We start from the raw sequence: 22521 nt of genomic DNA on the forward strand, positions 1-22521 counted from the left end.
CCCCGGGCGTTGCCGTTTGGCAGCCAATGGTGGTATGGTAGCAAGCGTAGCTAAGCTCATGAGGAGAGACCATCCCGATGCCGGAGAGCCCCCATCCCTTTCAGACCCTGACCCCCAGCTTCATCATGGACGCCGTGGAGAGCCAGGGGTACCGCTGCGACTGCCGCACCTCGGCCCTGAACAGCTACGAGAACCGCGTCTACCAGGTGGGGATCGAGGACGGCCAGCCGCTGATCGCCAAGTTCTACCGCCCCGCGCGCTGGAGCGACGCCCAGATCCTCGAGGAGCACGACTTCTCCTTCGAGCTTGCCGGGCACGAGCTCCCCGTGGTGGCCCCCTGCCGCAACGAGGCGGGGGAGAGCCTGTTTCACTTCGAGGGGTTCCGCTTCGCGCTCTACCCGCGCCAGGGGGGGCACGCCCCCGAGTTCGACAACGACGAGAACCTGGTGATCCTCGGGCGCATGCTGGGGCGCATCCACCGGATCGGCGCCCTGCGCCCCTTCACGGCGCGCCCCACGCTCGACTGCCTGAGTTTCGGGCGGCGCAGCGTGCAGCTCATCAGCGCCGACTTCATCCCCGACGAGTACCGGGAGAGCTACCTTGCGGTGACCGAGCAGCTGCTGCAGGCGATCGACGAGATCTTCGCCGCCACCCCCGACGTCCGTTTCATCCGCGCCCACGGCGACTGCCACGCCGGCAACATCCTCTGGCGCGACGGTGCTCCCCACTTCGTGGACTTCGACGACGCCCGGAGTGCGCCGGCCATCCAGGATCTCTGGATGATGCTCTCCGGCGAGCGGCCGCGCCAGCAGGCCCAGCTGGTCCAGCTCATCAAGGGGTACCGCGAGTTCAACGACTTCCACAGCCGCGAGCTCTGGCTCGTGGAGGCGCTGCGCGCCCTGCGCATGCTGCACTACAGCGCCTGGCTCGCCAGCCGCTGGGAGGACCCCACCTTCCCGCGCACCTTCCCATGGTTCAACACGGTGCGCTACTGGGGGGAGCACATCCTGCAGCTGCGCGAACAGCTGGCGCTTCTGGAGGAGCCCCCCTTGGAGCTCCCGCGGGATTTGTGATCGCACCATTCCCGACTAAAAAAGGGCGCCTCTGCGGCGCCCTTTTTTGTGGGTCGTGTGATGTTAGTCTCCCCAGCCCTTGACGGGTGGGTGAAGCTGCCGGCTGCGCTGGGGTGGCACCTTCCCCCTCACCCTGTCCTTCTCCCGCAAGGGGAGAGGGGACCCGGTGTGGGACTACCCCTTTTTAGAGAAGATCCACCGCCCCGCCCCTTTAAAGACCGCCGGATCGCTCCGCTAATCCTGCGGGAACCCCGCGCAGTAGTGGCGCACCTCGTCGAGCAGTTCCCCCTTTTCCCGCTCCCCCAGAAACGAAGCCCTGAACCCGTTGTCGGCGAGCTGCCGGATCTCGGTGAAACCGAGTCCGAGTGCGCGCTGCACCGCGAGGAAGTTCTCGGTCAGGTAGCCGCCGAAATAGGCGGGATCGTCCGAGTTCACCGTGACGCAGAGCTCGCAGCGCAAGAGCTCCTTCAGGTTGTGCCGGGCCATGGTGTCGAAAACGCGCAGCTTCACGTTGGAGAGCGGGCAGACGGTGAGCGGCACCTTTTCCGCCGCGAGCCGGGCAACCAGGCGCTCGTCCTCCAGGCAGCGCACCCCGTGATCGATGCGCAGCACCTTGAGGAGGTCGAGCGCCTCCCAGATGTAGGAGGGGGGGCCCTCCTCGCCGGCATGCGCCACGGGCAAGAGCCCTTCCTGGCGGGCCCGCTCGAAGACCGCCTCGAACTTGACCGGCGGGTGCCCGCTTTCCGAAGAGTCGAGCCCCACACCGAGGAGCCACTCGCGGTAGGGGAGTGCCTCTTCCAGGGTGGCGAGGGCGCTCTCGGCGCTTAGGTGGCGCAGGAAGCAGAGGATGAGCCCGGAGCTGATCCCCAGGCGCTCGCGGGCCTCGTCCTGGGCGCGCCGCAGCCCCGAGATCACGGTTTTGAAGGGGATGCCGCGCTCGGTGTGCCCCTGGGGATCGAAAAAGAGCTCACAGTGGCGGATCTGGTCCGCGTGGGCGCGCTCGAAGTAGGCGATAGCCAGGTCGTAGAAATCCTCCTCCTCGATGAGGACCTGCATCCCCTGGTAGTAGATGTCCAGGAAAGACTGCAGGTCGCTGAACTGGTAGGCCGCGCGCACCTCGTCGAGCGAGGCGAAGGGGAGGGTGATGCGGTTGCGCTCCGCCAGCCGGAACATGAGCTCGGGCTCGAGGGTCCCCTCGATGTGCAGGTGCAGCTCGGCCTTGGGAAGGTTGCGGATGAAGCTTTCAATCGGGCGGGTCATCGGTAGGCTCCGTGGGTGCTCGCCCCGCGGAGAACAGCGGGTCGCTAGCGTTTTTTTTCAAGTTCCAGGTCGAGGTGTTTCAACTGCTGGAGGTTCTTGTTGAGGTCGTTGATGGTGCGGTTCAGCTCGCCCACCTCGCGGTTGAGCGTCTGGTTGGTGGTACGGTAGTTGCGGTTTTGGCGCCTGAGTTCGTCGGCGGCGCCGATCAGTTCCACCAGCGGGGTGGCCTGGACGCTCCAGGGACTGGCGGGGAATTCCTTCTTGAGGCGCCTGAGCAGTTGGTGCCCCTGGGGCGAAGCCGGCCGCTCGACGCTCGGCTTCAGCGTCAAGAGGGCGAGCCGGAAGAGCGCCTCGTCGGTGACCCCGGGGACCGGGGGGCCGCTTACGATCGACTCCAGGATCTTGGTGGCGCCCGCTTCGTCCCCATTTTCCAGCGCGCTCCGCGCCGAGGCGAGGCGGCGCCCCTCCGAGAAGCTGTGCAGAAAGCCGCTTCCTTTTTCACCGGAGCGTACGGTGGCGCAGCCCGCGCACAGGGCGGCGGCCAGGATCAGGATCAGGAGCCTTTTCATCATGCCTGCTTTCTTTTTCCGACGATCAGGTAGTTGCTGCCGGGGCTCTCCTTGGCCGAGTCCTTGGCCTGGGCGGAGGCCCGGGCGATGTCGACCGCGGAGGAGTACTCGTCGCCGCCGCAGATGATGACGGCGATCGAGATGGTGGTGATGGGGAAAAAGCGGTGCACGCCGTAGCGGTCACAGCCGTCGATGCCGCCGCGGGCCAGGTCCTCGGGCCCGAAGTGCCGGCGCACCTCCTGGTCGAAGCTGCGGATCACCGCCTCGCAGATCTCGGAGACCCGGTCGGTGGAGAGCACCATGACGAAGTCGTCGCCCCCCACGTGCCCGACGAAGCTTCCGGGATCGCCCAGTTCCTTCACGGTGGCGAGGATCAGGTCGCCCGTCACCCGCAAAAGCTCGCTCCCCTTGGCGTAACCGTAGTGGTCGCTAAACGGCTTGAAGTTGTCGAGGTCGGCATAGCAGAAGGCGAAGTTGCCGCCGCTTTTCAGCCGCTGGTCCAGCACCCGCTCGATGGCGATGTTGCCCGGGAGCCGGGTGAGCGGGCTCGCGTCCAGGCTGTTCTGCTCGAGCACCTTGAGGCGCGCCGCCATCCTGGTGAAGTCGCGGGCCAGGTCGCTGATCTCGTCACCGGGGGGGATCTGCGGGTCGTAGTCGAAGTCCCCCTCGGCGATCCGGTGCGTGGCGCGCTGCAGCTTGCGGATGGCCCGGAAGGTGCGGTAGGTGACAAACGGGGCCACCCCGATGGCCAGCAAGAACCCGGTGCAGGAGATGATGATGGTCCAGCGGATGGTCGATTCCTGCTGGTAGTTCGCGCTCTGCAACTCGGCCTGCAAGAGGTCCTGGCGCTTGCCGTAGAAGGCGTCCACCGCGTTCAGAAGCCGGGCCGAGAGCCCCCTAAGCTCCCCTTCCCGGTTGCTCTCTCCCGAGAAGAGCCGGGCCGCCGCGAGGCGGAAATCGGCGTAGAGCCGTTTCAGGGTCGCGGTGTCGCGCGAGGCATCCAGTTCCTGGAGGACTCTCAGGTTGACCAGGGTCTCCTTTTCGCGCTGGTGGAACAGTTCGACGAAGGTCGGGTCCTTGAGTATCTGGTACTTCCCGGCGTAGCTCTCCTGTGCCAACAGCGAGGTCCGTAGCTTGATCAGGGAACTGATGATGGGGAGGTCGTTGTTGGCGATGCCACGCGCCGTCTTGTTCAGAGCGTACAGGCTGAAGGATGAGAACGCAAGGGCGGCCATGGTAAACAGTGCCATGGCGGCATAGCCTACACTGATCTTCTGGATCAGAGAGAAGTTGGAGAACCGGAAAGCCGATTTTAGCCTGGAGAGCATTTCCATAGCGAGAATATTAGGGGAGACTGAGGGAGAAGTCAACGGATCAGTCAGTTCTTGTGCCAGTAGCTGGCAAGCTGAGCAAGTACCTGGTCGGCCTCTACTTCAGCAGTGGCCTCGCAGCAGGAGACGCAGAGGTGCGCCCAGCGCCGGTAGAGCGGCAGGCGCACCGCGAGCAGGGCCTCGAGGCTGCCGGCCTCGACCAGGCCGATGATCCCGCGCGGGGCCTGCCCGGCGATGTGTGCGCGGACCTCCGCGATCGGGGCGTCCAGGAAGACCACCGTGGAGAGCTCGGCCAGGCGCTGCATCCCGGACCCGGAGTAGATCGCGCTCCCCCCCGGGGCGATGACGCAGGAGTCGGGGAACTCCACCTCGAGCAGGGTCTCTTCCTCGATGGCGAGGAAGGCCGGCTCCCCCACCTGGTCGATGAGCTCTTGCAGCGCAACCCCGCGGCGCGCCTCGATCACCTTGTCGGTGTCGAGAAACTGCCACCCGAGCCGCTCGGCGACGATGCGCCCGACCACGCTCTTGCCCGAGCCGGGCATGCCGATCATGGTTACTCTGGACATGGAAATAGCGCTCCTGGAGGTCTTCGTAGCTCCGACGCACAAGAGGCGGGTGGCCCGAAGTTCGGAGTTGCGAGGATACTGGTAGCCACCGCGTAAGCCAAGCAAAAAGCGCGCGGTTCAGTTTTTGTCATCTTTTCTCTGGGAGGTGGGGCTGCGGGGGGCTGGGGAGGGCTGGGGAGGGGAGGCCTCGGGGTCAGTACCAGGGATAGCCTTTGCCGCGCCGCCTGATGAAGTGCTCGACGAGGAAGAAGGGGCGGATGAAGATGATCCCCTTGCGCCTGAGGTCAAACAGGTCGAGCACGAAGTGGAACAGACAGCCGGCCAGCAGCGGCCCCAGCTGCGGGAACCAGAAGAGGAGGAGCGCCAAAAGGAGGAAGAAGTCGATGGTGTGGAAGGCGCAGAGGCCGACGTAGGAGATGGTCTTCTCGATGGTCTGGAGTTCGGAGAAGTAGCGGAACATCCCCCTGACGCTGAGGCTCTTGCGGCGCTGCATGTAGAGAAAGTAGTGATCGACGTCGACCAGCACCCCCCCTGCGGCGAAGAGCGCGAGGTCCGGGGCGCTCAGTATCGGGGAGAGGGCGGCTGCGGCGAGGCCGGTGAGTGCGAGGTGCTGGGTGAGGGTCATTAAGGCTACCTGGGAAAAGGGGTGGCGCTGGGATCCGGCGCTTGCCGGGCAACTGTACCAGCTTTGCAGCCCGGGCGCCAGTGCCGGCTAGCGGCTCCCGCTGAAGAGCAGGGTCCCCTTCAAAAGGTCGCGCAGGTCGCTGTCGGCGCCGGCCGACTCCTTCTTCACGATGGCCTTGCGCTCCTTGCTGCTCAAAAAGGCGGCGAGGTGGCCGGCGGCGAGCTTGCGGCTCCCGGCAATGGAGACGGCGAGGCGGCAGAGGATCTGCGCGGGGATGCCGTTACGGTAGCCTTCCACGAGCTTCCCGATCTCGTCGCGGCGCTGCTCTTCGCTCCAGGTGCGGTAGACGTCGTCGCCTATGTTGTTGAGGTTGTCGAGCATGTATCCTCCGGGTGGTCGTGGTGGCTGCGCGGCGCTGGCGGTAGGGCGTGGGGTGTGCCGGGGCCGCGCTGGCTTGAGCTACTTCTTGTGCTGGTGGCTGAAGATGTGGTCCCGGCAGTACCCGTAGGTACCGTTGCACTGGGGGCAGTAGCGGAAATCCATCTCCGGGTGGGTCTTCTCGGTGATGCCGCAGACGCTGCAGCGGTGCACCGTCTCGCTGCGGCGCGGGGCGAAGCCGGCCGCCTTCTTCGCCAGCTGCTTCCTGCCGTAGCGGGCGTTTACCGCGATGTCGCGGGCGAAGAAGATCAGGAAGTTGGCCAGGGCGGAGAGGACCATGACCCGGGTCGCCCAGTCGCCGATCACCAGTTGCAGGGCGTAGCCGAGCCAGGTCAAAAGGGCAAGCCACTTGATCTTCACCGGGATGACGAAGAAGAGCAGGATCTGGAACTCGGGGAAGAGCGCCGCGAAGGCCAGGAAGACCGATCCGGCGAGGAAGCCGTTACTGATGGGGTAGGCCGGGACCAGGAAGGAGGCGGCGATCGTGATGAGGCACCCCAAAAGGAGGTAGACGTTGTAGCGGAAGGCGCCCCAGTGCTCCTCCAGCGCCGAGCCGAGCATGTAGAAGAAGTACCAGGCGATGAGGGTGAAGATCAGGCTCTGCCGGGGCGGATCGAAGGGGAGCGTGAAGATGCGCCACCACTCACCCTGCAAGAGCGCCTGCGCCGAGAAGTAGGTCGCGCTGCGCTCCAGCTTCCCGGCCTGGTACATGACGTAGAACAGCGACTGGCCCGCGATGAGGTACAGGGTCAGGTTGGGGATGGCGTAACGTCCGAATTTGCGTTCCAGGGAGTCCAGCAGGTTCATGGCTCGTCTAGGTCCTCTGTCCCGCGGCGCTCGACCGGTGAGGCGGCGCCGGCGGGCGGCTCCGCAGGAGGGACGCTCGTCGCGCGCGCGGCACGAATCGGGAGGCGGTCTTGAGCTAAGAGAGCCTCGCTCTCGTGCTCGGTGAAGGTCTTCGCGTCTCAGCGAGGTACGCCTAACTCTCAGCGTTGACCAGGGGGAAGTGCTTGTTCTGATAGCTTCAGTTTGGCGGTCGCGTCAGGTAAGCCTGTATAGCAGTTTCTAAGAAAGGTGACAATTTAAATTCCTCCAAAAAAACCGGGAGGCTGGCGCCAGAGAGTGACAGGGCGCAACCTTCCCCCGTCGTGACAGAGAGGGAGCTTTTCTTACGCGGCCTACGCCGTATCTTTCATGAGCATTAGACCCCATTCCGGGGGCGCGGCGCCTTCGAAGGCTCGTCAAAAAGTCGCTCCATACGTTGAATACTATTGATTCTTGCGCCCTGCTCCCCTAGAATGGGCCAATTCTAGAACCATCCCCGCAAGGATCTCATGAAGCAAGTTCTCCTCATCTCCGACACCCCGAGAGTGCAGCAGGTCTTCGAGTCGCTCGAAGCGCAGGGGATTCTGCAGCTTACGACTGCCGTCACCCTGAACCAGGCCGACCTGGAGATCGCCGCGGCCCCCCCGCAGGTGGCGTTCGTACAGGGGCGGATCTCCGGGCTTTCGCGCGACATCGTCGTGCGGCACCTGAAGAAGGTACTCCCCAAGGACGCCTCGATCGTCCTTTTGGCCGGGACGCTGGAGGAGATGGAGCAGGCTTTTCAGCACCAGGAGCCCTACCTGGACCTGGCACTGGAGGACGAGGCCCTTGCGGTGCTGGCGCGCCAGGTGCTGGAGGGGAGTTATCAGCTGCAGCGCCCGGTGGCTCCGTCCCCGCCTGCCGCGCCGGAACCCCTTGAAGCCGAACCTGCCGTAGCGGGACCCGCGGAAGCGGTGCCGGGGCCCGAGGCTCAACTGCCCGAAACCATCCAGCCGCCCCCCGAAGCAGTGCAGGCCGAGCCGGAGACGCCCCGCGCGACGGCTGCCGAGGCCCAGGCGGCCGCCGAGGTTCCCCCTGCGGAGCAGACCCCCGCAACGGAACCGGAGCCGCTGCTGCAAACGCAGTTCGTCCCCCAGTTCGAGCCGTTCACCGAGTCCCAACCGGTGCAGCTTTCCGGGCAATCAGCCGAGAAGTCGGCGCAGCTCGCCTCCTTTGCCGCGCTGATGGATGAGGCGCAAAAGGGAACGGGAGCCCCGGAGGGGGGGCTGAACATCGAGGAGCGCATCGTACTGGGCGCGCACCACAAGAAGGCTGCGGATGCCGCCACGGCGGAGGCGAAACACCCGCGGCGCGAGCCCGGTACCGGGGAATTCCTGGCTGGCGAGCCGCTCGCCGATGCCCTGCGCCGCGCCAAGAAGAAGAAACGCCCGCTCTGGATCCCGGTTGCCCTGGTGCTGGCGCTCATCTGCGTGCCGCTGTTCTCCTACCTGGCCGGCAAGAAGGTGGCCCCGACCGAGTCGGCGCTCGCGCCGCTCAGCTCGGATCGTCCCGGCAAGGAAAAGAAGAAATCGGTCCCCGCGCCTGCGCCGGCCCCCAAGGTTGCCGAAGCGCCCGCCGTCAAACCCGAGCCTGCTCCGGCCCCGGCTCCCAAGCCGCAGCCCGCAGCTCCGGCTCCTGCTGTGAAGACGCCGCTCGCCCCGGAGCTGAAGCCTCAACCCGCTGCGGCGCCTCCCGCTGCTCCGGCTGCTGCGGGGCAGAAGGCGCTGCCGACCCTCTTGGGCCAGACCAAACTGGATCCCGAGTACGCCAAGAGCCATCCCGGCTGGCAGCGCTATCAGGGGACCAGCGCGGAATACAAGGTCTTTAAGGAAGGGGAGCGCTACAAGGCGCTCCAGGTGCTGACCCTGCACGGCGAAACGCTTCCGGAGCAGCTTTTGACCCGCGCCCTCAGGGAGTTCGGCGGAACCGAGAAATACCGTCTGGGGACGGCCGGCGCGAAAGGGAAGTACCTGGTGCAGCAGGGTGACGCCGGCGGTGGAGTCGCGATCACCGTGTACCGGAATAAGAGCGATCGCAGCCTGAAGGCGTTCGTGATCTATTACCGTTAGCCCCCGGCATCAGAGCAGCACCGATTGAGGTATGGAATGACCAATGCACAACATGGCGGGGCCTTTTTGCTGGTGGCGCTTCTGTCGCTTCCCTGTCACCTTTACGCCGCAGCCTCCCCCTTCGACATAGACGTAAAAGAGCTGGACCGCACGGCGCCCAAGGCGGCAGCCCCGGCGGCGCAGCCCAAGGCGGCTTCCCCCTACGATATCGACCTCAAGGAGCTGGACCGCTCCGGCACCCCCCCTGCGAAGCAGGAGAAGAAGGCCAAGAAGAAGGAGGCTCCGGTGCGTAGCGCCAAGCCCTCCCGGGGACGCCACGCCGTCAGCGGCGAGGGGGAGTACGGCCGCTACACGGTCAAGCCGGGCGACCACATCTTCAAGATCCTGGTGGTGCGTTTCGGGCTCTCCGACGAGGCTGCCGAGAAGCTGATCCCGGAGATCATCCGGATCAACGACGTTCCCGACATCAAGAAGCTCAGGGTGGGGAGCACCCTCTTGATCCCGACCGGTGCGCACCAGGCGCGCTCGCCCCGCACGTACCGGCACAGCGAGCCGGTGGCGACTTCGGCTGGCGCGCCGGCTCCCCTGCCGGCGCCCGCCACGCAGCCGAGCCCCCCCGCGGTCGCGGCACCCCCGGCCTCTGCTGCACCCGCGGCGCCGCGCGAACTGCCGCCTCCCCCCGCTCCGGTGGCCAAGGCCCCGGCCCCTGCACCGCCGCTGCCGCTGCCGCAGCCGGCCGTGTCCCAGCCGGCGCCCGCCGCGCAGCCGGCTCCGCCGCTCGCCAACACCTGGATCTGCTCGGTGCGTGACCGCGACCCGGCCCGCATCGTGGACAGCGTGCTGAACGCGCTGGCCCTGCGCTGGAGCAAAAACCGCATCATCCAGTCCGCCGAGGGCGCCGCCAACGCGTACAGCATCAGGGTGGACCGCTATTTCGAGAAAAACGGCGCGCGCTACATCGTGAGCATCGGCGAGGAAGATCCTTACAGCTACACGCTGCTCAGGCTGTTGGAGGGTTCGGGCTTCCGGGTGCTGATGATCGGCAAGGGGGACGACTTCCTGACCATCGGGGAGAAGCTTCTGCGCCTGGTCGGACTGACGCCGGACTTCGGGAAGCACCTGGTCCAGGCGGGCAAACTGGAAACGGGCTTCCTGGTGCAACAGGACGATCCGGAAGGAAGGCGGGTGCTTTTAACGAGCGAGCCCGCCGACCCCAAGGTGAAGTGGACCCTCCCCGCCGGCTGCGGCTACCGCTAGCCCGAAGCGCCCAATCAACAGAAAAAAAGACCGCAGTTCCCGGATCGGGCTGCGGTCTTTTTTTTCACCTGAAAGTATTCAGACTCTACGGCGTCGGCGGGCGGCTCTCCTCGCCCTGCTGCCCCTCAGGCGCGGGCTCGAAGGACATGACCGGCTGGCCGCCGTTGAGTGCGGGGAGTGCGCTCTGCAGCGCCTCGGAAAGGTCGGGCTGCTGCGGTGCGCTCTGGGATTCCGCTGTACCGGGTGTAGCTGCGCCGGCCGGGACCTGCACCACGAACTGCTCCTTCCCCTGCTGCGCACCGGCCACCCAGTCGTCGACCTTGTTCTTGATGAGGGCCTCGAGCCGGTCCTTCATCGGGGTGTAGGAGGCCTCTTCGGGGACCGGTTTCACCTTCTGCAACTGGTCGAACACCATCCGCGCGTAGTGGTCGCGCTTGTCCGGGGTCTGGCTGTTGTAACAGCCGATGGCCTTCCAGTTGTAGCCGTACTTCTCGATGCACATGGAGAGGATCCAGGCGCCGGTCTTCGTGTTGACACAGGCGTCGCCCAGCGAGTTCCAGCGCTCCTTCCCCAGAGTGGGCGCCCAGCTCGAGTTGATCTGCATCAGGCCGAAGTCGAAGGTGCCGTTGGTGTTGCGGTGCACGGCGCGGGGGTTGAAATTCGATTCCACCTTGGCGATGGCGCGCAGGATCTGCGGGTTGATGCCGTACTGCGCTCCGGCCTCCTCGAAACAGAAGGCACGCGCCTTGCCGGAAAAGGCAAGGAGCAGCGCGGCGATCAGGCAGATCGTTCTGCGAATACCCATGGTTTACCTCGAAAGGATCCCTTCCCCAAAGATGCTGCACCGTGGGGAAAGGGCTAATGATATCTGGTGCGCTCCCGATATAGTGAGGTACGGCTGGCCGTGTGGCTGGCAGGGGCGCGGGAAATTGCTGAAAGGGTGGTGCGGGCGGAGCCAGAGCTGTGCCGGCAACTTGGGAATGATACCCGTTTCGATTTTTCCTGTCACCCCTTTTTCGACCGCGCCCCCAGGGGACCCCGACCGGCAGCCTGCCCGACAGGCGGAACTGGCACAGGCACGCGGCCGGTTTGACAACGAGAAGGCGCGGCGATAGCATGTCTCGTCTGAGACTGTGTCGCAAACCATCCTGGTTGAGAGGGACACAACGCAGATGCTCTCTGAGAGGATTTCATCTGTCATAGCTTCCGGCACAGAGCAGCGCTGCTTCACGGTGCCGGGGCTGAAACTCTGGTCGGTATGCTGCCTGGGCGCGCTGATCCTTTGTGCTGCCGTGGTCGTTCGGGCGGAAGGCCGCCTGCGAGCGGGCGCGGCGGGCGTCATGGGGCGCCAGGCCGGGGCGGGGGAGACTATCTCGGTCCACGCGCCGGTCCCCGAGCAGCGCCCCGGCCCCGGCGCCGGGCAGTACCAGCGCATCGAGGAGAAGCGCGGGGAGATCTGCACCGAGTACGGTTGCCGCAACTTCAACAACGATACGCTGCGCGCGGGGCTGACCATCTCGACCCGGGAGCTGACCCGCTACCTCCAGGGGTACGGCTATCTCCCCTCCGAACTGGAGGCGCTCACCCAGTGGCAGAAAAAGGCGCTCGACGAGGCCTATCGCTACGCGGTGCAGAACCGGCAGAGCCAGCAGGACCTGAACCGTGCCGGGGCCGCCATCAAGGCGGAATACCAGGCCAAGTACCGGGCCTTCCTCAGCTCCCGCGGCTTCGCCATCCTGCCGGGGAACACGCTCACCGCCGATCTCCCGGGGATTGCGCGGCGCAACGTGAGGGAGCTGCGCCCCATGGCCCAGGCGCTGGGGAGCATCGCCGAGAAAAACGGCTACGACTCCTCCGAGACAATCGGCGCCGCCCTGTCGCTGGTGCAGACGGCGTTTCGCTACGAGACGGTCCCCATGGTGGTGAACGGCCGGCAGACCGGCGGGATCTATCCGCCCCTGGAGACGGTCGCCAAGGGGAAGGGGGACTGCGACACCAAGAGTGCCCTCCTGGCAGCTCTCCTCATGAACTGGAACAAGGTGAAGCTGGTGGGGATCGGGGTGCCGGACCACTACCTGATGGGGGTCCTCGGGAACCCCGGCAAGGGGGACGCCTTCGTCGAGTACCAGGGGCTGCGCTACGTGCTGATGGAGCCCTCGGGGCCGGCCTGGCTCCCCCCGGGGATGGTCGGGCCGAGCACCAGCGCCCTGCTCAACTCCGGCGCCAGCCTGGCGGTTGAGCCCTTTACCAACTGAAAACGGGAGATCCCATGTTTTTCCTGCGGCTTCTGGTGAGCTTTTTCGAACTCGGCCTGATGATCGTCCTTTCCGGGCTGATCATCTACGTCATCTACCGCGTGTTCATCAAGGCCAACCCGGAATTCGACATGGAAGAGGAGATCATCAGGGGGAACCCTGCGGTGGGGATCCTGGTCTCGGGGATCATGGTCTCCGCGGCGCTCATGCTGCGCAAGGGGGTGGGTGCCTCGGTCGGGATGTTCCGGCTCTCCATCTCCGCGCCGGCCGATGTCGCCTTCCCGCTTTGGCAGACGGCGCTGCTCACCCTGGGGCACCTGGTGATCACCCTTTTCTTCGCCATCTTCACCATCTCGTTGACCTTGAGGCTCTTCGGGAGGATGGTCAACAAGCTCAACCCCGCGCTGCGGCTCGGCGAACAGGTGCGCCAGGGGAACCTCGCGGTGGGGATCCTGCTCGCCGCGGTGGTGTTCATCGCCACCCTGTACGTCGGCGAAGGGGTGAGCGCGCTTACCAAGGCCCTGGTGCCGCAGCCCAGGATCGGCACCATCCAGATCATGGAATAACCTGACGTTGCCGTAGAAGGAGCAGCAGATGAAGATGAACCTGACCGACCTGGAGATCCGGGTTCTGGGCTCCCTGATGGAGAAGGAGCTGACCACCCCGGAGAACTACCCGCTGAGCCTCAACTCGCTCATGAGCGCCTGCAACCAGAAATCGAACCGCGACCCGGTGCTCTCGCTTACCGAATCCGAGGTGCAGAAGGTGCTGGAGGGATTGGGGGCGCGCGGCCTGGCGCGTCTCACCACCACCGGCGGGCGCGTGGCGAAGTACGTCCACTCCGCGGCCGACAAGCTCGGGCTGGGAGTAGCCGCGCGGGCGATACTGGCCGAGCTGATGCTGAGGGGGGCGCAGACCGCAGGCGAGCTCAGAAACCGCGCCGAGCGGATGGCACCCTTCGCCGATATCGAGGCGGTGGATGCGGTGCTCGGCGAGCTGATGCGCGAGACTCCACCCATGGTGGTGCGGCTGCCGCGCCAGCCGGGGCGCAAGGAGGTGCGCTACGCCCAGGTGTTCGGCGGGATGCCGGAACTCCCCGAAGAAGTGGAGGAAGCGGAGGACGTCGAGCCGGCACGCGAGCGTGCGCTCCCCTACAAGCTCCCGATGACCGGGCGGCTCCTGAAGCTGGAGAACGAGATCGCCGACCTGCGCGCCGAAACGGCTGCGCTCAGGCGGGAGGTGGAGGAGTTTTTGGCTCAGTTCGGATAGAACCGGTTCTACGTGCTAGGTTCTAGGTTCTACGTTTCTGATATTTTTGAAGACGCTGGCACCAGGTCCCCTCTCCCCTTGCGGGACAGGGTGAGGGGGAGGGTGCCACCTCAAAAGAGCTGCCGGCTTCCCCCACCCCCTAACCCCCTCCCGTCAAGGGAGGGGGGACTACTACTCGATCCTGAAAACAAAGAGAGCTCCTGGAATGACTCCGGGAGCTCTCTTCTTTTGTGCAGTATCGAAATGGTGACAGCTGTTGCGCGGCGCCGGCGAGGTCTCGCGCAAGACGCAGGGCAGCGCCTCCGTCAGCTGGTGAACATCAGCTTGCGCTCCAGGTCGGTTGAGTGGGACAGGCGCTTGGCCTCTTCCATGGTGATCTGGTCCTGCTCGTGCAGCTGGATCAGGTGCTGGTCGAGGGTCTGCATCTGGTACTGGCTGCGGCCGTTCTCCATGTGCCCCTCGATCTCGTCCAGGCGCCCCTCGCGGATGCAGCTCTGGATGGTCGTGGTGGAGCGCATGATCTCAAGCGCGGGGAGGATGAACTCGCCGGTCTTGTTCTTGATGAGCCGGATCGAGATGGTCGCGACCAGAATGTCGGCCAGCCGGTGCCTGACGATCTCCTGGGCGTCGGGCGGGAAGTGCCCCACGATCCGGTTGATGGTGGAGACGGCACCCTGGGTGTGCAGGGTGGAGAGCACCAGGTGGCCGGTCTCGGCGGCCATGAGGCACGACTCGATGGTCTCGGTGTCGCGCATCTCACCCACCATGATGATGTCCGGGTCCATGCGCAGCGAGGCCTTCAGGGCGCTGGCAAAACTGTCGGTGTCGATCCCCACCTCGCGCTGGATGATGCAGCTCTTCTGCGAGCTGAACAGGAACTCGATCGGGTCCTCGATGGTGATGCAGTTGTAGCTGAAGTTCTCGTTTATGTGGCGCAGCATCGAGGCGAGCGTGGTGGACTTGCCGTTGCCGGTCGGCCCGGTCACCAGGATGAGCCCGTTGGGGGCCTTGACGATCTCCCCCAGGACGCCGGGGAGCCTCAGCTCGTCGAACGAGCCGATGTTCGCCGGGATGACGCGCATGATGATCCCGAAGTGGCCGCGCTGCCTGAAGATGCTCACCCTGAAGCGCGCGCCGGTGGGGAGCGAGAAGGAGGTGTCGAACTCCTTCTGTTCCTGCTCCCAGCGCCGGTTGTTGTGCTCCATGATGGTGGTGGCGATGAACTCGGTGTCGGCTGAGGTCAGGTTGGGGAGCTTGGAGCGGATGATCTGCCCCTTGCCCCGGAAAAAGGGCGGGTTGTCCACCTCGAAATGCACGTCGGACACCTTCTTGTTGAAGGCTATCTCAAGAATCTGGACAAATATCTTGGAATCCATGGTTGCCCCTTCAGGTTTAGATGGTTACTTCTGTGCCACCCGCTTGCGGTAGAGCGCGTTGTCGATGACGAGGCTTGCGTGCAGGGCCAGCATCTCCAAAAGTTCCGGCTGGGGTGCCCCGCCGGCCCGGCTGCCGAAGTCCGCGTAGATGAGGGCGATGACCCTACCGAAGCTCTGCACCGGCAAAAGCAGCACCTTCTGGCTGGCCGGCGCCCCGAGCACCGGAAAGAGACTCTGGCGCAGCACGGTGTCTGCCTCGCCGTAAAAGCTCGTGCGCTGGTCCAGCGCACGCTGCAAGAGGGAGTCGCCCCCCAAGGGGAGGCGCAGCTTCAGCGAGCTCACCTGCCCGGGTCCCTCGAAGCCGATGCCGCGCTCGGCGATCAGCTCGGAGCGTACCGCGACCAGGGTGAGGGCCCGGTCGAAGAGGGCGCCGATGGCCTTCAACAGCTGGAAGGTAACCTCGGAGGGCTCGCGCTGCTCGGAGAGCCCTACCAGCATCCCCTTGAACTGCTGCAAAAGCCCCTGGCCAGGCTGGTTCCCCAGGTCCTTCAGGTACCGGCTCAGGGCGCGGGTGCACTCGATGGCGTCGTCGACGAAACTCTCGGGGTGCTCCTCGCGGCTCGCCCGGGGGAGCACGGCCCTGATCCCGGTCTGCAGCGCGAGCGCGCCGAGGCGGAAGTCGCCGGGACCGGCGAGCGCCACGATGGGAAGTTCCGGGTACATCTCCCGTTTCTGGCGCACCAGGTCGAGGAACTCCTCGCGCCCCAGCTTGCGGGTGCCGGGCTCGCCGGGATCGAGCAGCAGCAGGGGTGCCACGCCGCGCGACAGCGACTGGTCGATGATGGGGTCGAGACCGCTCAGGTCGTTGGTGGAGATCCTGAAGAGCGGGCCGCAGGCTGCGGCGACGCACTCGCGCAGCACCTTGTCCGAGGTGAAGAGGATCACCCCGGTGCCGTCGGCGGGGAGCCCCAGCCCCCCCCGCAGCGAGTCGAGGAAGCCGAAGAGCCGCTCCTGCTCGTCGGCCGGGACCCCGGCGAGGACCCCCTGCAGGCGGGAGCGCGCGGTGTCGGGCTCGACGTCCGCCAGACCGGCGAACGGGGTCGGGATGTGGCTTTCCAGCAGGTCCAACTCGTCGAGGCCGAGATCCTCCGCCGAAAGGTCAGGTCCTTGCGATTCCTCCGACACGGCGAGGGTCGGGATCTTGCCGAAGATGAGCTCGGAGGAGAGGGTGCCGTCGCGCTTTCTTTCGTCGTAGATGCGCAGGGCGTCCATCAAGACGTTCTGGGTGTTGAGCTGTATCTCTTTTTTGAGCTGTTCCGGGAAGTAGCGGTACTCGTCGGAGACGAAGATCTTGTTGACGTCGAGGGAGAAGGTGCCGCGGGTCCAGGTGAGCACCTCGACGATGGTCATCTCGATGAGGACTTCCAACCCCTGGTAGGCGTCTTCGGTGCGGATGCGCCCCGCCTCGATCATGGTCTGGATGATCGGCTTGCGGGCGGCGCCGGCCCGCTGCTGCTCGTTCAAGGCGGCGGCCAGCTCCTCGGTGCTCAGTACCCCCATGTCGATCAGGACCTGGCCGATGCGCACACTGTTATTGACGTGGTTGGCACTGACAATGTAGCCGTCGTGAAAGACCAGCTGGCTGTCGCCTTTGGGGCCGCGCAGGGTCAAGGTGCCCGATTTACCCGTGGCGTGCAGGAGCTGGATGACATCGACAATGGGGAGGTGTTCCAAATCGCCGTCGAATGACATGGGCTGAAACCTTATGGTAGTGCAGGGAAATGCAGGATAGAGAAGAGCGGGGGAATTCTAACATGCCGCAGTCGTTAAAGTAAACGCTAATCTTGGGTGGGGTGCTGTCCTACAGGGGGTGCGGCGGGGGAGCAGTGAGGTCAGCCGTGGCAGGCGGTGACCTGCTCCACCGGGGCCGCGGGACGCGCGCTGGGGGTGGCCATCTCGCCGGTGTGGCTGAGCCAGGCAAGCGCCAGGCCGAGCAGGTCGGCGACCCCTCCCATGGTGAGGTTCTTTTCGACGTAATGGGCGTTGCGCTCGATGAGAAAACCGACGAAATCCTCGCGCTCGAGCACCATGCGCTCCAGGATGCGGCCGTCTTCCTGCACGGTCTTCAGCCCTTCCTGGCCGCAGCGGTGCAGCGCGGTGGTGTCCTCGACGGTCTGCATGAGCCGCCCCAGCATGGCGTAGGTGGCGGTGCCGCGGTTCCCGCCGGAGGCGATCTCCTGGCGGAAGACGGGGAGGGCGTGCTCGAACAGGGTGGCGAAGCCAGAGAGGGCCTCGCGGCGCACCCCGCCCACCTTGTAGCGGCTGCGGGCCTTGCTGCCGTTGGTGGACTCGTACTCGCCGCGGGCGAAGAAGCGCTTGGCGAGGACGGTGATCTGCTGGCTCAAGAGTTTCTCGTCGAGGCTCGGGACCGAGGCGCTGGCGGCGAGGAACATGCCGGAGACGAAGATGTAGCCGCGGTGGCAGTTGGTCCCGGTGCAGCGCAGCATGGCGCGTTCCGCGGCGGTCCCCAGGCGCACCTGTCCGGCCAGCGGCTCGCCGGCAGTGAGGGCGTCGGCCAGGTCGCCGAGGTAACAGGAGACGATCTGCAGCGACGCCTCCATGCGGGCCACCGAGAGGTCGGGGTGCGAGCCGCTGTCGTTTAAGTCCACGAGGCCCGGCTTGGGGGTCAGGTAGAGTTCCAGAAAGGCGCCGCGCACCAGGTCCTGGGCGAGTTTCTCCAGGTGGGCGGGTGCAGGATCGCTTGTGCAGTAGGTAGTGTTAGATTGCATCGATCACCGCGTGTGCGCGTGCCTGCAGCTCGGCGCCCTGGTGACGCTGGGCCCGGATGCAGGCAACTGCTGCCTCGCTGCAGAGGAGGCAGGTTCTGGGGGAAAGCCCTAAGCCGGCGCGGTCCACGGGACGCCCGGCAGGGTCGTAGATGTCCAGGTCCAAGAGGCGGCCGGCGGGGTGTGCCGCTTCCACCTCGATGGCCTTGAGTTTCGCAGGTTCGGCCGTAAGGCTCACGCCGTACAGGGCAAAGGGGCCGAGCGCGTCGCTATCCCGGGTGAGGAGCCGGGCCGGCAGCGCGGCCAGGAGGGCCTGCTCTCCCCAGCGGAAGAGGCGCTCCGCCCGTGCCCCGGTCTTCCGGTCGCCGGGAAGATTGAGGCTCAACATGACAATGGCGGGGAACTCGCTGGGGAACCGGCGCTCGAGGAGTGCCTGGCGCCGGTCGCGTGCCGCCAGGAGGCTACTCCTTAACGCGACGTACCACATCGATGATCGACCCGTCACGGTACTCGATAAGTGCCACGATTTCATCCTCAAAGTCAAGAGGCCGCGGCGTCCCGGTGATCCTGCAGGTCTCTTTTTGCAGGTCGTGTATCTCTTTTACCGGCAACTTGCGCCGGATAAGTTCCTCTTTCAGCTCCGGATGCCGGTCGTGCACCGCGATGCCGCGCTCGGTCACCACGACGGAGATGGTCTCGCCGGGGGTGGTTATCGTGGTCACCTGGTCGCGCACGATCGGGAGCCGGCCGCGGATCGAGGGGGCCACGATGATGGAGAGCTTGGCGCCGGCGGCGGTATCCGAGTGCCCGCCGGTGTTGTGCAGCAGGTAGCCGTTACTCTCGGTGTTCACGTTCACGTTGAAGTTGCAGTCAACCTCGGTGGCGCCGAGGATCACGCAGTCCAGCCGGTTCACCACCGCGCCGCGGTTGAAGGGGTTCGCGTAGAGGTCGGCGCTGATCTCCTGGTGTGCCTGGTTCACCCCGATGGAGCGGACCGCCTCGGTATCGAAGCACTGCACGTCCATGAGTGCGGAGAAAAGACCCTCCTCGAGCATCCCCACGAAGTAGCCGGTGATGCCGCCGCAGCCGAAGCTCCCCTTGATGTTGCCGCGGCGCATTGCGCTTCTCATCTTGTCGGCCACGGCGAGCGAGATGCCGCCCGAGCCGGTCTGGAAGGAGAAGCCGTCCTTCAAAAGTCCCGAGGCCTCGATGACCTGGGAGGCGTAGGAGGCGATCTGCAGCCCGACGGGATCGGTGGTGATGCGGGTGGTGGTGGAGACGATCTTCGCCGGGTCCCCGAGTCTCTCCACCTGGACCACGAAGTCGACGAGCGTCTGCGGGATCACCACGGGAACGGCGGGGTAGGGGACCAGGTTGTCGGTGACCGCGACCACGCAGGCCGCGTGCAGGGCGTCGCTCTGGGCGTACCCCAGGCTGCCGCAGGCCGAGGGGCCGAAGTAGCCGTTTAAGTTCCCGCAGGGGTCGCAGCAGGGGGCGGCGATGAAGGAGACGTCGATCTGCACCGACCCTTCCAAAACCGCCCGGGCCCGGCCGCCGTGGGAGCGCACGATGATGGGGACCTGGAGCTCCCCTTTGCTGGCCAGTTCGCCGATAAGCCCGTTCACGCCGCACTGGAAGCCGGCGATCACGCCGCTTTTGATGTGCGGGATGATCTCGGCGTGCACCGGGTGCACCGAAGAGGAGGCGATCCAGATGCCGCGGATCCCCAGCGCCGCGATCTCGTTCACCACCGCGTTCAAGAGGTAGTCGCCGTTTCGCAGCGCGTGGTGCGTCGAGATGGTCATGCCGTCCTTAAGCCCGCTTGCCTCGATCGCCTCCCTAAGCGACCCCACCAGCTTGTTCGCGCCGGGGTTCACCCGGGTGATGGGGCGCGGGGCAGCGAGGCCGGAGGGGGTGAGGGAGAACGGGTCGCGGTAGGGGGTAAGCGCGCGTCCCGCGTAGCGTTCCGGGATCTCCCGCCCGAGGCTATTGAGCGCCATGGATGGCCTCCTCGTCGATCAGGGTGTCCACCATGCCGTGGGCGTAGGCGGTGCGCAGCACGCGTGCGGCGCGCTTCACCACCGGGGCGTCGACCATCTTCCCCTTAAGCGAGATGACGCCGGTCCCCAGGAGGCGGGCCCGCTGGATCGCCTCGATTACCTGCAGGGCGTAGTCGACCTCTTCCTTTTTCGGAGCGAAGACGTCGTGCACCACCTCGATCTGGCGCGGGTTGACCAGGCACTTCCCGGTGTAGCCGAGCCTTTTGGCGAGCTCGGTCTCGGCTTTCAGCCCCTCCATGTCGTTCACGTCGGCGAAGATGGTATCGATCGCCTGGATCCCGGCGGCCTTGGCGGCCCAGAGCACCCGGGTGCGGGCGTTGAAGAGCTCCTCGCCCCCCTTGGTCCGCTCGATCTCCATGCTGGCCGTGTAGTCCTCGGCGCCGAAGGCGAGCGCGAAGATGCGCTGCGAGCTGTTGGCGATCCCCACGGCGTTGATGATGGCGAGCGCGCTCTCCAGCGAGGGGAGCACCCGGAAGCGGCCGATCTCGAGGTCCAGTTCCTCCTCGAACTCGGTCAAAAGGGTGTCGAGCCGCTCCACGATCTCCGGGGTGTCCGCCTTGGGGAGCCGGATCCCGTCCGGGAGCGCCGGGAGCACCACCTTCAAGTCCTCGTACCCCCACTTCGAGTCGAGCGGGTTGATGCGCACCAGGAGTTCCTTGTTGCGCTCGGTGTAGTTCATGAGGAAGTGCTTCACCAGGTGGCGCGCCGCGTCCTTCTCGCTCAAGGGGACCGCGTCCTCCAGGTCGATGATCACCGCGTCGCAGTTGAAGATCGGGATGTTCTGCAGCATGGAGGGCATGTTGCCCGGCACGTAGAGAAGCGAGCGCCTCAGCATGAAGTTCCCCATCAGGCACCCCCTTCGTCGATGTAGAGGGTGGGGATCCCCCCCATCTTGGAGACGTGGCGCTCGACCCCTTCCACGGAGAGCTCGGTAAGGACGATCTCGCAGGTGGCGAAGACCTGGGCGTCGTAGAGATGCCCCCCCACCACCTCGCCGGAGGACTTGGACATCATGATGTGGAAGTGGCAGTCCAGAAGGTCGTCCTCGCCGGGTACGATGTTCCCCTGCAGCCCGAGAAGCTCGAGCGGCCCCTCGATCTCGTGGATGGTGATCCGGGGGGTGGTGATGGGGAGCTTTGCGCCGGTCTTGATCCCCCTGAGCTTCACGTTCTTCACGCTCCCCAACGCGGAGACGATCATGGCGTAGCGCACGTCGGCCAGGTGGGCGAACTGCAGAAGCCGGGTGGTCAGGTTCTCCCCCGGCGTGATCTTGATGATGAAGCGTCTCCCCTGGGAGCACTCCTTGTACCAGAGCCCTTCCATGTTCACGTTACTCCTCCGCTGCCCTAAAAAGGGCGGTCTCCAGGCGCGCCTCGATGGCGTAGTCCAGGGCGCCGCGGTCGGTGATGCGCACCTCGCCCGATTCCACGTGGTGGCGCCTGAGCACCTCGTCCACCTTGGCCCGGATCAGCTCCCCGAACTGTTTCAATACCGTGGAGTCGATGGTCACGGTGAGGGTCTCCGCCGGCTCGAGGAACACCATCAGGTCGCTGGACTGCATCGTCCCGGCCTGCACTTTGCGCGCGATCTTCATGCTGCCTCTCCTTTGGGATCCCAGACCCGCCGCCCCTCGCGCGACAACAGGAAGCTGAGGGTCGTCTCCGGCACCAGGCTCGCGAGCTGCCGCGAATCCCCCTCGGCCAAGAGGGCGCGGACCCGGGTTGCGCTGATCGGAGCGTTACCGGCATCCATCCGCTCCAGCTCGGTCACCTCGATGCCGTGCTCGGGGAGGATCCGGTGCATCGCCGCGTTGTAGCTTGCGGTGGTGGCGGAGAGCGGTTCGCTCCCCACGAAGCGCCGGGTGATGTGGAAAAAAGGTGCGATGTGCTTGGCGAAGAGCAGCAGGTCGAGCTCCATCTGCAAAGCGCCGCCCGGATCGCCGGTTTTCAGGAAGTAGGTGGGGAAGGTGACGCTGGAGACCGCGTAGCTGGAGGTGTCCAGGAGGGTCACGTTGGGGAGGTCGGCGGTACCCTCGCGCACCATCCGGTGGCGGTAGTCGAAGGAGAACAGCGAGCGTTCCTCGCGCACCACGAAGAGGTAGAGCCGCTCCACCTGGGCGGCGGCTTCCTCGACCAGGTAGCGGTGTCCCCGGGTGAAGGGGTTGCAGTTTGCGACGATGGCGCCGTTGGGGCCAGGGGTGACCAGCTGGCGGTGCCGGTTCAGGTAGCGCCCGAGCCCGTCGCCGTACTCGAGGAGCGCGCTCTTTGACGAGGCGGCCAGGAGGTGGAAGTTGAGGGCCTGGAAGCTCGCGACCTGGCTTGGCGAGGTGAAGATGAAGAAGGAGTCGAGCCCCTCCTGATAGCCGCGCCCCACCAAGACGGTGACGATGTCGTCCAGAAGGCTGCCGCCCTGCGCCTCGGGCGCCACGGCGAGCATCTTCAGGACCCGTCCGTCCCGCGCGCCCACCGCCTGCAGGCGGCCGGCCTGGAAGATGCCGACCAGGTCGTCGAAGGGGGGCTCGAAGCTCAGGCCGCTCGCGTCGATGAGGTCGCAGGCCTGGCGCAGATCGTCTGTGGAAAGCAGCGAGGTAACCATGGCCACAATGTTATCATCATTCAAGAATATGGGTAATCATGTATACGGCGAGAGAGCGGGGAAAGGAGAGGTGGAGGTTAAGGTTGAGGCTGAGAATGGCGAGGTTTTTTCGATTTGGATTAGTGAAT

Annotated in this window: 23 protein-coding genes; 6 read left to right on the forward strand and 17 right to left on the reverse strand. The window is 65.6% G+C overall.

What is annotated here, in order from left to right:
• The first annotated feature begins 77 nt into the window (after positions 1-77).
• Positions 78-1073, forward strand: coding sequence for a serine/threonine protein kinase (locus tag GMST_RS06455; RefSeq protein ID WP_183353820.1), 996 nt, complete (start codon positions 78-80; stop codon positions 1071-1073).
• 234 nt (positions 1074-1307) lie between these two features.
• On the opposite strand, the gene GMST_RS06460 is transcribed toward GMST_RS06455, so the two are convergent.
• The 7 genes from GMST_RS06460 to GMST_RS06490 all read right to left on the reverse strand — a co-directional run bounded on the left by GMST_RS06460 (position 1308) and on the right by GMST_RS06490 (position 6669).
• Positions 1308-2333 carry an adenosine deaminase gene (locus GMST_RS06460; RefSeq protein WP_183353821.1) on the reverse strand — a complete coding sequence of 342 codons (1026 nt, stop codon included), beginning with the start codon at positions 2331-2333 and terminating at the stop codon, positions 1308-1310.
• 44 nt (positions 2334-2377) lie between these two features.
• The gene (locus tag GMST_RS06465; RefSeq protein ID WP_246399250.1) at positions 2378-2905 is read right to left on the reverse strand and encodes a hypothetical protein; all 528 of its coding nucleotides are present in this window, start codon (positions 2903-2905) and stop codon (positions 2378-2380) included.
• Positions 2902-4152, reverse strand: a complete 1251-nt coding sequence (locus GMST_RS06470) for a GGDEF domain-containing protein (RefSeq protein ID WP_246399251.1) — start codon at positions 4150-4152, stop codon at positions 2902-2904. The genes GMST_RS06465 and GMST_RS06470 overlap by 4 nt, the downstream gene beginning before the upstream one ends.
• Before the next feature lie 128 nt (positions 4153-4280).
• Positions 4281-4799, reverse strand: coding sequence for a shikimate kinase (locus GMST_RS06475; RefSeq protein ID WP_183353822.1), 519 nt, complete (start codon positions 4797-4799; stop codon positions 4281-4283).
• Positions 4800-4992: 193 nt separating this feature from the next.
• Complete coding sequence (locus tag GMST_RS06480) at positions 4993-5424, reverse strand: hypothetical protein (RefSeq protein ID WP_183353823.1); 432 nt, start codon at positions 5422-5424, stop codon at positions 4993-4995.
• Positions 5425-5511: 87 nt separating this feature from the next.
• Positions 5512-5805 (reverse strand): hypothetical protein, encoded by a 294-nt coding sequence (locus GMST_RS06485; protein WP_183353824.1) that lies wholly within the window; start codon positions 5803-5805, stop codon positions 5512-5514.
• Positions 5806-5883: 78 nt separating this feature from the next.
• Positions 5884-6669 (reverse strand): rhomboid family protein, encoded by a 786-nt coding sequence (locus GMST_RS06490; protein WP_183353825.1) that lies wholly within the window; start codon positions 6667-6669, stop codon positions 5884-5886.
• Between the two features lie 527 nt (positions 6670-7196).
• Between GMST_RS06490 and GMST_RS06495 the strand changes: the two genes are divergently transcribed.
• Together GMST_RS06495 and GMST_RS06500 are read left to right on the forward strand one after the other, a co-directional pair.
• The gene (locus GMST_RS06495) at positions 7197-8795 is read left to right on the forward strand and encodes a hypothetical protein (RefSeq protein ID WP_183353826.1); all 1599 of its coding nucleotides are present in this window, start codon (positions 7197-7199) and stop codon (positions 8793-8795) included.
• Positions 8796-8831: 36 nt separating this feature from the next.
• The gene (locus GMST_RS06500) at positions 8832-10052 is read left to right on the forward strand and encodes a LysM peptidoglycan-binding domain-containing protein (protein ID WP_183353827.1); all 1221 of its coding nucleotides are present in this window, start codon (positions 8832-8834) and stop codon (positions 10050-10052) included.
• Positions 10053-10137: 85 nt separating this feature from the next.
• Here GMST_RS06500 and GMST_RS06505 read toward each other — a convergent pair whose 3' ends face one another.
• On the reverse strand, positions 10138-10857 hold the full coding sequence (locus GMST_RS06505) for a lytic transglycosylase domain-containing protein (protein ID WP_183353828.1): 720 nt from the start codon (positions 10855-10857) through the stop codon (positions 10138-10140).
• A 367-nt stretch (positions 10858-11224) separates the two neighbouring features.
• Here GMST_RS06505 and GMST_RS06510 point away from each other — a divergent pair, with 367 nt between their 5' ends.
• Genes GMST_RS06510 through GMST_RS06520 form a run of 3 tightly spaced genes read left to right on the forward strand, consistent with a single transcriptional unit; the run spans position 11225 to position 13576 of the window.
• Entirely contained in the window at positions 11225-12307 is a 1083-nt protein-coding gene (locus GMST_RS06510) for a transglutaminase-like domain-containing protein (RefSeq protein ID WP_183353829.1), read from the forward strand.
• A gap of 14 nt (positions 12308-12321) precedes the next feature.
• Positions 12322-12873: a DUF350 domain-containing protein gene (locus GMST_RS06515; protein WP_183353830.1), complete on the forward strand. Its 552-nt coding sequence runs from the start codon at positions 12322-12324 to the stop codon at positions 12871-12873.
• Between the two features lie 28 nt (positions 12874-12901).
• A complete protein-coding gene (locus GMST_RS06520; RefSeq protein WP_183353831.1) occupies positions 12902-13576 on the forward strand; it encodes a YceH family protein in 675 nt (224 codons plus the stop codon).
• A gap of 305 nt (positions 13577-13881) precedes the next feature.
• Here the strand turns inward: GMST_RS06520 and GMST_RS06525 are convergent, their stop codons facing one another.
• The 9 genes from GMST_RS06525 to GMST_RS06565 form a co-directional block, all read right to left on the reverse strand.
• Positions 13882-14952 (reverse strand): type IV pilus twitching motility protein PilT, encoded by a 1071-nt coding sequence (locus GMST_RS06525; RefSeq protein ID WP_183353832.1) that lies wholly within the window; start codon positions 14950-14952, stop codon positions 13882-13884.
• 24 nt (positions 14953-14976) lie between these two features.
• Positions 14977-16704, reverse strand: a complete 1728-nt coding sequence (locus GMST_RS06530) for a DUF4388 domain-containing protein (RefSeq protein WP_183353833.1) — start codon at positions 16702-16704, stop codon at positions 14977-14979.
• Positions 16705-16844: 140 nt separating this feature from the next.
• On the reverse strand, positions 16845-17741 hold the full coding sequence (locus GMST_RS06535; RefSeq protein ID WP_183353834.1) for a triphosphoribosyl-dephospho-CoA synthase: 897 nt from the start codon (positions 17739-17741) through the stop codon (positions 16845-16847).
• Positions 17731-18225 carry a citrate lyase holo-[acyl-carrier protein] synthase gene (locus GMST_RS06540; protein ID WP_183353835.1) on the reverse strand — a complete coding sequence of 165 codons (495 nt, stop codon included), beginning with the start codon at positions 18223-18225 and terminating at the stop codon, positions 17731-17733. The genes GMST_RS06535 and GMST_RS06540 overlap by 11 nt, the downstream gene beginning before the upstream one ends.
• On the reverse strand, positions 18200-19738 hold the full coding sequence (gene citF, locus GMST_RS06545) for a citrate lyase subunit alpha (RefSeq protein ID WP_183353836.1): 1539 nt from the start codon (positions 19736-19738) through the stop codon (positions 18200-18202). The genes GMST_RS06540 and citF overlap by 26 nt, the downstream gene beginning before the upstream one ends.
• Complete coding sequence (locus GMST_RS06550; RefSeq protein WP_183353837.1) at positions 19725-20645, reverse strand: HpcH/HpaI aldolase/citrate lyase family protein; 921 nt, start codon at positions 20643-20645, stop codon at positions 19725-19727. Before GMST_RS06550 ends, citF begins: the two co-directional genes overlap by 14 nt.
• Complete coding sequence (locus GMST_RS06555) at positions 20645-21121, reverse strand: PPC domain-containing DNA-binding protein (protein WP_183353838.1); 477 nt, start codon at positions 21119-21121, stop codon at positions 20645-20647. The genes GMST_RS06550 and GMST_RS06555 overlap by 1 nt, the downstream gene beginning before the upstream one ends.
• Before the next feature lie 7 nt (positions 21122-21128).
• Positions 21129-21392, reverse strand: coding sequence for a citrate lyase acyl carrier protein (gene citD / locus GMST_RS06560; protein ID WP_183353839.1), 264 nt, complete (start codon positions 21390-21392; stop codon positions 21129-21131).
• Complete coding sequence (locus GMST_RS06565) at positions 21389-22393, reverse strand: [citrate (pro-3S)-lyase] ligase (RefSeq protein WP_183354131.1); 1005 nt, start codon at positions 22391-22393, stop codon at positions 21389-21391. Before GMST_RS06565 ends, citD begins: the two co-directional genes overlap by 4 nt.
• Between the last annotated feature and the right edge of the window lie 128 nt (positions 22394-22521).

The sequence above is a fragment of the Geomonas silvestris genome, from assembly GCF_014193515.1.
Classification (GTDB): Bacteria; Desulfobacterota; Desulfuromonadia; order Geobacterales; family Geobacteraceae; genus Geomonas; species Geomonas silvestris.